This is a genomic window from Pelistega ratti (genome assembly GCF_009833965.1).
GTDB lineage: Bacteria > Pseudomonadota > Gammaproteobacteria > Burkholderiales > Burkholderiaceae_B > Taylorella > Taylorella ratti.
This window is the reverse complement of the sequence record NZ_CP047165.1, coordinates 1,798,670-1,811,569: the sequence shown is the minus strand read 5'-3', so window position 1 is coordinate 1,811,569 and position 12,900 is coordinate 1,798,670. Positions and strand designations below refer to the sequence as shown.

General features: G+C 38.8%; 8 protein-coding genes. 2 read left to right on the top strand and 6 right to left on the bottom strand.

Going from position 1 to position 12,900, the window contains the following annotated elements; translation table 11 throughout:
- Window positions 1-103 precede the first annotated feature (103 nt).
- Window positions 104-1,069: an octaprenyl diphosphate synthase gene (ispB, locus tag F9B76_RS07910; RefSeq protein WP_159991630.1), complete on the bottom strand. Its 966-nt coding sequence runs from the start codon at window positions 1,067-1,069 to the stop codon at window positions 104-106.
- Between the two features lie 122 nt (window positions 1,070-1,191).
- Between ispB and F9B76_RS07905 the strand changes: the two genes are divergently transcribed.
- Window positions 1,192-2,061, top strand: coding sequence for an ATP-binding protein (locus tag F9B76_RS07905; RefSeq protein ID WP_159991629.1), 870 nt, complete (start codon window positions 1,192-1,194; stop codon window positions 2,059-2,061).
- A gap of 37 nt (window positions 2,062-2,098) precedes the next feature.
- On the top strand, window positions 2,099-3,055 hold the full coding sequence (locus tag F9B76_RS07900) for a Nudix family hydrolase (protein WP_159991628.1): 957 nt from the start codon (window positions 2,099-2,101) through the stop codon (window positions 3,053-3,055).
- A 66-nt stretch (window positions 3,056-3,121) separates the two neighbouring features.
- Here the strand turns inward: F9B76_RS07900 and epsC are convergent, their stop codons facing one another.
- From epsC to F9B76_RS07875, 5 genes are read right to left on the bottom strand one after another with little or no spacing between them, the layout of a single operon-like run.
- A complete protein-coding gene (gene epsC / locus F9B76_RS07895; RefSeq protein WP_159991627.1) occupies window positions 3,122-4,090 on the bottom strand; it encodes a serine O-acetyltransferase EpsC in 969 nt (322 codons plus the stop codon).
- 12 nt (window positions 4,091-4,102) lie between these two features.
- A complete protein-coding gene (locus F9B76_RS07890) occupies window positions 4,103-5,521 on the bottom strand; it encodes an efflux transporter outer membrane subunit (protein WP_159991626.1) in 1,419 nt (472 codons plus the stop codon).
- Between the two features lie 15 nt (window positions 5,522-5,536).
- Window positions 5,537-8,623: an efflux RND transporter permease subunit gene (locus F9B76_RS07885; protein WP_159991625.1), complete on the bottom strand. Its 3,087-nt coding sequence runs from the start codon at window positions 8,621-8,623 to the stop codon at window positions 5,537-5,539.
- 2 nt (window positions 8,624-8,625) lie between these two features.
- Window positions 8,626-11,697, bottom strand: coding sequence for an efflux RND transporter permease subunit (locus tag F9B76_RS07880; protein ID WP_159991624.1), 3,072 nt, complete (start codon window positions 11,695-11,697; stop codon window positions 8,626-8,628).
- The gene (locus F9B76_RS07875) at window positions 11,694-12,887 is read right to left on the bottom strand and encodes an efflux RND transporter periplasmic adaptor subunit (protein WP_159991623.1); all 1,194 of its coding nucleotides are present in this window, start codon (window positions 12,885-12,887) and stop codon (window positions 11,694-11,696) included. Before F9B76_RS07875 ends, F9B76_RS07880 begins: the two co-directional genes overlap by 4 nt.
- Between the last annotated feature and the right edge of the window lie 13 nt (window positions 12,888-12,900).

Here is a 12,900-nt window from a genome sequence, read left to right as displayed (position 1 = left end):
AAAAAGGTCTTACGCAAAAGTAAGACCTTTTATCCTTCAAAGCACCTAATATTTACAATACTTACTATTTAAACAAATAATCTGTGTATGTCAATTGTATCTATTATCTATCACGTTCTACAGAGAATTGACAGAAATCTCGCAATGATTGTTTAAAAACAGAATCAGGGAAATGGGCTAATGCTTGCATAGCAATTTCTGCTTCCTGAATCGCCATCTGACGCGTATAATCTAGTGCATCTGTTGCTTGGATAGCAGCAACTACCGCTTCAAAATCAGCCTCGCCTGTTTCAATCGCCTTTTTAATCATCGCTTGTTGTTCTGGTGTACCCACTTCCATAACACGAATTAAGGGTAAAGTAGGTTTACCTTCTCTAAGGTCATCACCCACATTTTTACCCAAAGCATCGGCTGAACCTGAATAATCTAACACATCATCAATCAACTGAAAAGCTGTTCCCACATGGCGACCATAAGCTGCTGCCGCTTGCTCTACTTCAGCACTAGCACCAGCAATCACCGCGGCTACCTGTGTCGCGGCTTCAAATAATTTAGCTGTTTTATACCGTACGACTTGCAAATAGCGTTCAACCGACACATCAGGGTCATGAATATTCAATAACTGTAATACCTCACCCTCTGCAATAACAGTTGTTGCTCCCGATATAATCTGCATCACACGCATAGAATCAACTTCAACCATCATTTCAAAAGAGCGTGAATAGAGATAGTCCCCCACTAATACACTCGCTGCATTCCCAAAAACAGCATTAGCCGTTTCTCTTCCTCGCCGCATATCAGACTCATCCACCACATCATCATGCAAAAGCGTGGAAGTATGGATAAACTCAATAACCGCTGCTAAGATATGATGCAAATCACCTTTGTAGCCTAACGCATTAGCAACCATTAGCACCATTGCTGGACGCATACGCTTACCCCCAGCACTAATAATATATTCTCCAATCGTACGAATCATCACGACTTCAGAATTTAGGCGATTACGAATTACCGTATCGACTTTTTGCATATCCTCAGCAATAGGGCTAATAATTTCTTGAATATTCACGGCAAACCTATGATAAAAATAAAATATTTGTATATTCTACTATATGCATTTTACAGATGAAACAAAATAGGGATTAACATTACTATAAAAGTAAGGTAAATCATTTGACAGAAGGATTTTATATGCAACAAGAAGAAATACAACAACTGATACAAAAAGCGATTGGTGTTTTAGCACAACTTGAGGCGTGGCTTCCTCCTGCACCCCAAGCAATAGACTGGAATGCTAAAGCCTTTCGTTGGCGAAAAAAGGGAGGAACAGCATGGCTAGAGGCTATCAAAGTCATTGATACGATTAAAGAGGATAACCTGCTACATATTACTCAACAAAAGCAAGCCATTGACACCAATACACGCTTTTTTCTACAAGGCAAACCAGCTAATAATATCCTAATGACAGGTGCAAGAGGTACAGGTAAAAGCTCTCTGGTCAAAGCAATGCTCACCAAATATGCATCCGCAGGGCTTCGTCTTATTGAAGTGGATAAATCAGATTTGGGTGATTTAAGTGATATTATTGATTTAATCAGTCATCGTCCTGAACGCTTTATTATCTTTTGTGATGACCTTTCTTTTGATGAAGGAGAAGTCAGTTATAAAGCCCTAAAATCAGCATTAGATGGCTCTATTGCTACACGCAGTGAAAACGTATTGATTTATGCTACCTCTAATCGCCGTCATTTAATGCCAGAGTATATGCGTGAAAATCTTTCTACACATCATCAAGCAGATGGGGAAATACACCCAGGGGAAGCCATTGAGGAAAAAATTTCTTTATCCGAACGCTTTGGTCTATGGTTAGCATTCTATCCTTTTAAACAAGAGGATTATCTAGCCATTGTTGATTATTGGTTAAATACCTTAGGTTGTCCTCAAGAATATATTGAAGAAAGCCATACGGAAGCTTTACAATGGGCGATTCAGCGTGGTTCTCGATCTGGTCGGGTTGCTCGTCATTTTGCCAGTGATTGGACAGCCCGACATATAGACTAAAGTAAAGCATAATGATTATTTAAAGGAATATCTATTTATGTCAAATAAACCTTATCTTCGTGTTGCTGTTGGCGTTATTTTAAAAGGAAAGCAAGTTTTACTCGCTCAACGGCCAGAAGGCAAACCTTGGGCAGGTTGGTGGGAATTTCCCGGTGGAAAGATTGAAAAAGACGAAAGCATACATCAAGCACTCGCCCGTGAGTTAAAAGAAGAGTTAGGGATTAGTATTGATCAATCTTATCCTTGGGTGAGTTTTGTTTATGAGTATCCTACCACTATTGTTGAACTGCATTTTCGTAAGACATATGCTTGGCAAGGGGATATTAAAGGCTTAGAAAAACAAGCATTTGCATGGACAACACCACAACAAGCACATGAGCTAGGTGATTTATTACCTGCCTCACTCACTCCTTTAAAATGGCTACAACTTCCTGATCGCTATGCTATTACACATTTTCAGCAAGTAGAAAATGAAGCTGTTTATTGGGAAAAACTCAACCGTCTTATTGCCTCAGGCATTCAACTTTTTCAATTCAGAGAACCTCTCTGGACAGATGGGATTGGTTCAAGTTCTTTACACCATCTTTTTGAAAAAACACGACAAAAATGCCATGAGCATGGTGTAAAGCTATTAATAAATAGTCGTCATCCTAGATCTTGGTGGGCATTGGCAGATGGGGTACAATTACGCGCAGAAGATGCTGTTCAATTAGATGAACGCCCTATCCCTGAAGATAAATTATTAGGGATTTCTTGCCACACCTTAGCCGATATTTTATATGCTCATCAATTAAAAGCAGATTTTATTATACTAGGTCATGTTGGAGCAACCGCCTCTCACCCTAATCAAGCACCTCTGGGCTGGGAACAGTTTAGTGCATTAGCAATAGAAGCTGGGCGACCTGTTTTTGCTATCGGCGGACAAACAAGCCAAACACTCGCCCAAGCGAAAACCTATGGTGCACATGGGGTGGCTATATTGAGTGGGGAATAAGGATTAAAGTAGGGTTAGATTAAATAGAAATCTATATTCTTTTTCTCTCATACCCTACCTATTTCGTTAAATCCCTTCACCAAAACCACTTCCCCAAAAGTCTTGTTTTTTGGTACGAGAAGAACCGCTCATACTGACAAATTCACCGGGGGCTACATCCTGTGTTACCCAAGTATTACCCCCAATCACTGCACCTTTACCAATCGTGATACGACCTAAAATCGTAGCACTGGCATAAATAACCACATCATCTTCTACAATCGGGTGACGTGCAAGACCTTTGTGTAATGTACCATCTTCATTAGCCGGGAAACTTTTTGCACCTAATGTTACGGCTTGATAAATACGAACATTTTGACCAATAATAGCTGTCTCGCCAATCACAACACCTGTACCATGATCAATAAAGCAGCCAGGACCAATCTGTGCACCGGGATGAATATCAATACCCGTCATACTATGGGATAATTCAGCAATAATACGTGCAGTTAGTGTCATATCCAATTTATATAATTCATGGGCTAAACGGTGATAAATCATCGCTTGCACCCCTGGATAACATAGTAAGACTTCATCAACACTACGTGCAGCAGGATCACCTGCATATGCCGCTTTAATATCAGAATCTAATAATGTTCTAATACGGGGCAATTGCTTTGCAAATTCTCTGACAATCTTAGAGGCACAGTTATCTACCTCACACTCATCAATTTCTTCTTCATGGTGGCGGTGTTTAATTTCGTGTTTAATTTGAGATAATAATGTACTAAGTGCTACCCCAATGGTATAACCTACATAAAAATCTTCATTTTCCTTAACCAAACCATCGGGCCCTAAACGCATAGGGAATAAAGCACCACTCAATTGTTTAATCGCTTGATCAACCGCTTGCGGTGAGGGTAAATGCCATTCACCCACTTCATCTAAACGATTATATTGCGCTCGCCATGCTTGACGTGCTTCTCTCAATCCTTTAACAATTTCTTCCTGATCAAAAGTTAAAGGGTGTTGTCCATCACATTTATAAAAAGGCATATTCTCTCTTCCCTATTGATTGGTAGAATCATGAGACACAGACCAACCACCTCCTAAAGCCATGATTAAATCTATTGTCGCTTCTAAACGTTGATTGTTTAATTGTAGCGTACTTATCTCGGTATTGTTAGCAGTATCCTCCGCTTGCGTAACACTCAAATAATCTACTAATCCTGCTAAATACTGATTTCGTGTAATTTTGGCAAACTCTTGAGCAGAGGATAATGCCCTTTGTTGAGCAAGTGCTTGTTCATTTAATACACTGATAAGGGTCATTTTATCTTCTACCTCTTTTAAGGCATTCAGTACCGTTTGGCGATAAGCTGCCACTCGTCCCCTATATTCTGCTTTACTACTGGCAATAGCCGCTTGACGAGTTCCCCCGTCAAAAATACTCAACGCTAAAGCAGGGCCTAATGACCAAAAGTTTAAAGGGGCAGATAGCCAATCAGAAAATGAACTTTCTCTTAAACCAGTACTTGCACTCAGATTCAAGGTAGGTAGCCATGCTGATTGAGCTATTCCTATTTCTTCATTCGCTTTTGCGACAGCTCGCTCTGCTATATAAATATCCGGTCTTCTTACTAATAAAGCAGAAGGTAGTAAAACAGGTACTGTTGGTATATTTGCCATAAACGGTTCGGGAGTTAGGCTAAATTGGCTCGGTGCTTTACCCAGTAAAACAGCAATGGTACTTTCATATTGCTGACGAGAAGCCTTCATATTAATCGCACTGACTCTTGCTCGCTCTAAGGCACTCATCGCACTGACAACATCTGCTCTTGCTGATACACCTTGTTGATAGCGGTTTTCATTTACCTTGAGGGAACGCTCATTACTACCCACGATACGATTCAGCAAATCTAATTCTGCATCCACTAACCGTAAATTAAAATAAGCTTTTGCTAACTGCCCCTGTAGGCTTAGTTTCATATTAGCGAGTTCGGCTGCACTGGCTTGTGCAGAAGCTTTACTTGCTTGCACTTCTCGGCGAATTTTTCCCCATAAATCAAGCTCCCAAGCAGCACTGATACTACCACTATAAGCGGAATTAGTTATTTGATTATCCCCTCCTGAACGTGTTGCACTAGCATTAGTGTTTAAAGCAGGAAATAAACCGGCACGAGAGGATCTTAACGAGGCTAATGCAACATCATAACTTGCTAATGCTTGCTCAATCTGAAAATTAGATTGATTCAATTCAGCCATTAAAGTATTCAATGTTGAATCATGAAACCGTCGCCACCAATCCCCTTGAGATAAATCATCTTGGGTAATTTGCACCCAATCATTTGTTGATTGTGACCACTCTGGAAGAGTAGAAGCTTTATAGTTTTGCCTAATATCTAATGAAGGAGCTTCCTTATAATCAGGACCAACTGCACACGCACTTAGTAGAAAAGGGAATAAAAAAAGGCTTATTTTTCGCATTCTATGGCTCACTTTTTAAGAAGCTGATGATTGACGAATAAAACGGTGACGCATTTTATCCAATAACAAATAAATAACTGGCGTAGAATAAAGTGTAAGTAACTGACTCAACAATAACCCTCCCACAATCGTTACACCCAAAGGCTGACGCATTTCTACACCGGCACCTGTCGCTAAAATAAGAGGAACTGCCCCAAAAATAGCCGCAATGGTCGTCATCATAATTGGTCTAAATCGGATTAAACATGCTGTAAAAATTGCTTGTTCAGGCGTTTCTCCAAACATTCTTTCTCTACTCACCGCAAAATCGACCATCATAATGGCATTTTTCTTCACAATCCCAATTAATAAAAACACACCAATTAAAGCAATGAGTGAAAATTCCATATCAATCGCCAATAATGCAAGTAAAGCCCCAACACCTGCCGATGGTAAGGTAGATAAAATGGTTAATGGCAAAATAAAACTTTCATATAAAATACCCAAGACCAGATACATCACCACAATAGCCGCAAGAATTAAAAGAGGTTGTTGCTTTTCCGTTTCTTGAAGTAACTGTGCATCTCCACTAGATCCTACTTCGATTAAATGGGAGGGTAAACCTATTTCTTGTATCGCTCTTTGAATCACTTGCATCGCCTGCTCTAAAGTAACATTAGGCATAAGGTTATACGAAAGAGAATCAGATACTTGTAATCCCTGATGTCGTACAGATAAAGGCGCACTCCCAGTGGTAAACTCGGCTACCGCACTTAAAGGAATAATCTTACCCTCATTATTAATTAAATGAATATCTTTCAATATAGTAGGGTCTTGTGCAAATTCTGGCGCAGCACGCATAACAACATAATATTGATTTAAATCTTCATATAAGACAGCGATTTGTGCACTACCAAAAAAACCACCTATCGTACTCGTTACTAAATTCATGCTTAACCCTAAACGAGTCACTGCATCACGGTTAATCTTTAACTCATAACGCCGCCCACTATCTTGTATGCCTTGCATCACATCTGTAATCTCAGGAATACGTTCTAAAGCGGTTTTGACCTTAGGTGTCCATTCTCTTAGTACCTCTAAGTCACCTGCTTTCAATACGATATCATAAGAGCCTGTAGAACCGCCTGGTGGGCCTCCTCCCGTATGAATATCCTGTTGAACGACTAAAGATATTTGAGAACCCGCTACTTTACCAAATTTAGTTCTCAAGCCATCAATCACTTGTTGTGCAGAGAGTGTTCTTTCTTCAAAGGGCTTTAATTGAATTAATAAAAAGCTACTATTAGATCCCCCTCTACCCCCTGCATATCCCATTACTGTTTCTACATTAGGGTCATCAAGAATAATCTGACGGTAATAATCCAGTTTTGGCATCATTGCTTGAAAAGATGTCCCCTTATCTACACGGAAAAATCCCATCACAACACCTGTATCTTGAGTAGGAAAAATGTCTTTAGGCACTACTATAAATAAGTATATATTTAAAACAATTGTTGCCAAAAAAACGAATAAAGTAATAAACTTGAACTTTAAAGCAATAGTTAATGTTTTTTTATAAAATTGCTGAACAGATGCAAAAGCATATTCAAATCCCCTAAACAGAATAAAGGGTTGAGATTTTTTCTCTTCTTTTAACCATCGTACGCATAAACTAGGTGTTAGTGTCAGTGAAACAACTAATGAAATTAAAATCGCTACTGACAACGTAACAGCAAACTCTTTAAAAAGAACACCCAGCAAATTATTCAAAAATAATAAAGGAATAAAAACAGCAATCAGAGAAAGGCTCATACTCAATACAGTAAAACCAACTTCTTTTGCCCCAATTAAAGCGGCTTCATAGGTGCTTTTCCCCTGCTCTATATAACGCATAATATTTTCAAGAACAACAATAGAGTCATCAACCACAAAACCTGTTGCAACAATCAGCGCCATTAAAGAGATGGTATTTAAGGAATAACCTAGCAAATAGATAACAATAAAAGTCCCCAATAAAGAAACCGGTACACTAATTGCTGGAATAAAGGTTGCTCGCCACTTACCCAAGAAAAACAACACCACCAGAATAACTAATATAATGGCTATCATCAATGTTAGCTCAGCTTCATGTAGTGTCGCTCTAATACTGGGACTTCTATCCTGAACCAAGGTTAAAGCAACATCATCAGGTAGCATTTCTTGTAAAGCCGGTATATTTGCTTTAATCAAATCCACTGTTTTAATAATATTGGCTCGATCCTCACGCCTTACAAGAATGGTAATAGCGCGTTTATCATTATAAAAACCACTATTGAACTCATTTTCAATATAGTCATAGACATGGGCAATATCTTTTAATCTTAACGCATTCTCTCCATTCCATCTCACCACTAAATCACGATAATCTGCCGCTTTACGTAACTGAGCATTGGTTTTAATCTGCCAACGGTATTGATCATTCTCAATCATACCATTCGGCCCGAGGGTATTCGATTGCGTAATAGTTTGCCTAATTTCACTTAATGAAACACCATAGGCACTCACCAAATAAGGATTCAAATCAACACGAACCGCTGGTAATGAGCTTCCGCCAACAGTAACAGATCCCACCCCTTCTATTTGTGCAATTTTTTGACTCAATAAACTACTGGCAAAATCATATAATTGCCCGGGGTTATAGGCATCAGAGGTAATTGCTAATGCCATGATGGGCATAGAAGAAGGATTTAATTTCTCATAAGTAGGTGGTGTTTTCATCCCACTAGGCAATAAAGAACGAGCTGAATTAATCGCTGCTTGTACTTCTTGTGCTGCCTCATCAATATCTTTATCCAGGTCAAACTCTAGAAAGATACTTGTTCTCCCCTCTGAACTATTAGAACTCATTGCATTTAGCCCAGCAATCCCCCCTAATGAACGCTCTAAGGGTGTTGCCACACTACTTGCCATTGTTTCTGCACTCGCCCCTGATAAAGAAGCACTAACAGAAATCATTGGAATGGTCATATTAGGCAATGGTGATACGGGTAATAAGAAAAAACTAATTATTCCCATCACACTAATTGCCAATGCCAGTAATCGGGTCGCAATCGGTCGTTGAATAAAAGGGGTGGATAAACTCATACTTACTCTGTTTTTAAACGACCTACTTGCTGAAAACGATGGAAAAATAAGTAAATAACAGGGGTTGTAAAGACTGTTAATAATTGGCTACACAATAGCCCTCCTACTAATACTAATCCTAAAGGGGCTCGTAACTCAGCCCCTAACCCTGAAGATAACATTAATGGAATAGCACCAAATAAAGCGGCTAATGTTGTCATTAAAATAGGTCTAAATCGTAGTAAGGCCGCTTTATGTATCGCCTCTCGTGGTGATAAGCCCTCTTCTCTTTCGGTATGTAATGCAAAATCAATCATCATAATCGCATTTTTCTTGACAATACCAATCAACAGGATAATCCCAATAATCCCAATCATATTTAACCCTTGATTAGTCAGCATTAGAGCTAAAAAAGCCCCAATTGTTGCAGAGGGTAAAGTCGATAAAATAGTAATGGGGTGTATATAGCTCTCATATAAAACACCCAGTACAATATACATTGTAAAAACAGCCGCTAATAAAAGCCATAGGGTATTACTTGATGAGCTTTCATAGGCTTTTGCCGATCCTTGTAGCTGTAAATCAATACTTGCAGGAAGTCCTATTGCTTGTGCAGCCGCAAAAATCTCATCAACGACCTCTGACAAAGCATATCCCTCTTCCAGATTAAAGGAAACTAAGGCAGCAGGAAATTGATCAATACGTTGTTTTTCGAGTTGAGCATTCTCTAATGTTATCTGTGCAATCTGATCTAAACGTACTAAGCCACTTGTCCCTTTCACATAAATATCCTTTAGATTATCGGGTGATTGGCTAAAGTGATTCTCTACCTCCAATATGACACGATACTGTGCGGATTGAGTAAAAATAGTTGAGATGAGTCGTTGTCCAAAGGCATTGTACAATGCATCATCTACAGCAGACATCGATACACCAAGGCGAGAGGCTTCTTCTCGATTAACCGTAACCGTTACCTGTGCACCATTTACCTGAAAATTATCAGTAACACCCCATAACCCTGATAAAGATTGAATTTTTGCTACAAAAATAGGCACCCACTCTTTTAAAAGCTGATTATCCACCACACTTAATGTCATTTGATACTGTGTTCTAGATATTTGTGTATCAATCGTTAAATCTTGGACTGCTTGCATAAAGACCTGCATTTCATGTTGCTGTGATAACTTTTCTTGTAGGCGATCCATAACAACTTGAGCAGAATCCCTCGCTTTATCAGAATGTAGTTGCACAAGAATACGCCCTGTATTTAAGGTCGCATTAGTGCTATCTACCCCAACAAAAGATGACACGGTATCAACATCTGGATCTTCTTGTATCATTTCAACAATTTTTAATTGTCGTTCTGCTACACTTTTAAAAGAAGCGGATTGTGGTGCTTCCGTTACAATACGAATTAAACCTGTATCTTGTGTTGGAAAAAGCCCTTTATCAATCACTATATACAATACTGCTGTCAAGAGTAGTGTCCCTAGCGATACCAATAAGGTTACTGTTTGATGTTGCAATACTCTATTTAGTGCATACTCATACACTTGAAAAATTTTATCTACCCCTCGGCGTAGCCATTGTTGCCACGGTTTTTCTTGCTGATGATGTTCTGCCTTTAATAATTTGGCACATAACATAGGGGTTAATGTTAATGAAATGACCAGTGAAATTAAAATAGCTACGGCTAATGTAACGGCAAACTCTTGAAATAATCGCCCAATAACATCACCCATAAATAAAAGAGGGATTAATACCGCAATTAAAGAAATAGTTAATGATAATAAAGTGAACCCTATCTCTTGAGAACCTTTTAAAGCCGCTTGCAATGGCGAATCTCCCTGTTCCATATACCTTGCAATATTCTCAATCATCACAATCGCATCATCTACCACAAAACCTGTTGCAATCGTTAATGCCATTAAGGATAAATTATTTAAGCTATAGCCTAAAAAATACATCACGCCAAATGTCCCTATGATAGACAATGGCACAACAATAGAGGGAATAAATGTTGCCGTAAAACTTCTCAAAAAAACGAATGTTACCAATACCACCAAACCAATCGCCATTATTAATTCATTTTGTACATGACTGATAGATTGTTTAACAGATACCGTTCTATCTGATACCACTGCAATATCAATTGAATCTGGTAAGCTAGCTTCTAAAGTAGGAAGTAATTGCTGAATTTGTTCTACCACCTCAATGACATTCGCATTGGGTTGTCGTTGAATATTGAGTAAAAGTGCAGGCTGTGTACCATACCACGCTGCTTGTCGAATATCTTCGGCATCACTCACCACCTGAGCAATATCTTTTAGTTTTAAGGCAGCTCCATTATTGTAATGAATAATTAATTCTTTATAGGCTTCTGGTGTTCGTAATTGTCCGTCAGCATAAATGGTTGTTGCCCTTTTCTCCCCATCAATATTACCTGTCGGTGAATTCACATTATTACTAGTAATACTGGTATAAATATCACTTAGACTAAGACCAGCACTATTTAATTGGTGTGGGTTCACTTGTACACGAATGGCTGGTTTTTGTCCTCCTGAAATACTAAGCAAACCCACTCCATCTACTTGGGCAATTTTCTGTGCAATCCTTGTTTCAACAATATCACGTGCCTCATATAAGGGAAGGCTATGAGAAAGAATGGCTAATGTCATCACCGGTGTATCCGCAGGATTAACTTTGTTATACACAGGGGTACTCGGTAAATCAGAGGGTAATAAATTACTCGCCGCATTAATAGCCGCCTGTACCTGTTGCTCTGCCACATTCATAGATATATTTAATGAAAACTGTAGTGTAATCAATGAATACCCTTCTGAACTTGAGGAGCGCATAACTGTTAGCCCTGCCATCTTACCAAATTGCTTCTCAAGTGGACTCGTTACCAACGCTTGCATCACCTCAGGGCCTGCACCGGGGTACTGTGTCGCTACTTGTATCGTTGGGTAATCAACTTGCGGTAATGCGGAAACAGATAATTGTTTATAAGCTAATAAACCACCCATAACAATAGCAATCATTAATAAAACAGTTGCTACAGGTCTTAAAATAAACTGACGAGAAATATTCACGGCACAATCTCTACGGTAGAACCACTACGCAGACGATCAAGCCCCTCAATGACTACTTTATCTGTAAGGCTTAGTCCCGATAAAATTTGTGTATACCCCTCATTTACAATGCCAGTCTGTACCGTTTGTGTTTTGATGGTATTATCCTCCTGCACAATATACACATAAGCACCAGCATCGCTATATTGAATAGCATCATTACTTAATACAATGGCATCATCAACTTGTTGTAAGATAATTTTGGCATTAACAAATTGGTTGGGAAAAAGTTGATAATCATGATTATCAAAACGTGCTTTTAATTTAACACTCCCCGTTGTGGTATCAACTTGGTTATCCATAGAAACCAGCACTCCCTCTGCTAGAATCGTTGCATTTTCTTTATTGAGAATACTCACTGCTAATGACTTACCTTGATAAAAAGGGGCTGCTAATTTAGCAATATATATTTCTGGGACGGAAAAACTCACATCAATTGGTTGATTTTGTGTAATCAACACCAATCCATCTGTACTATTTGCAGCAATAAGATTACCAACATCTACCTTGCGTAAACCAACTCTTCCATCAATAGGCGCAACAATATCTGTATAGTTAAGATTAATTTGTGCTTGCTCAACCGCTGCTTGTAAATTGACAGAAGATCCCTCATACTGACGAACTAATGCTTGTTGGGTATCTACTTGCTGGCGTGCAATAGAATCTTGTTTATACAGAGTTTGATAACGTTTTAAATCTTGACGAGCATTCACTAGTCTTGCTTGGTTTTCTGCTAAAGAACCTTTTGCTTGGTCAAGTGCTGCCTGATAGGTTCTGGGATCAATCTTAGCTAATAAATCCCCTTTTTTAACATATTGCCCCTCTTCAAAAAAAATAGCTTGTAAAACACCGCCTACCTGACTATTAACTATTACAGACTGAGAAGGAATAACAGTACCTAGACTAGATACCACTTCTTGAATTGGTTTTTCCTCTGCATAAACAATCTTAACAAGGCTACGTTGAAAGTTATTTGCTCCCCTTCCGCGTTGTGTAGTCGGTTTAGCGGTATTATTCGTCTGTGTAGAGGGTTTATTTGGGCTAGTGTTCGTATCTGATGATGAGGTATTATTATCACGAGACGAAACAATAAAAAAATAATAGCCAAACCCTAAGATGGCTATTAAAAGTAATAAAAGATATTTACGCATACCGTGTACAAAT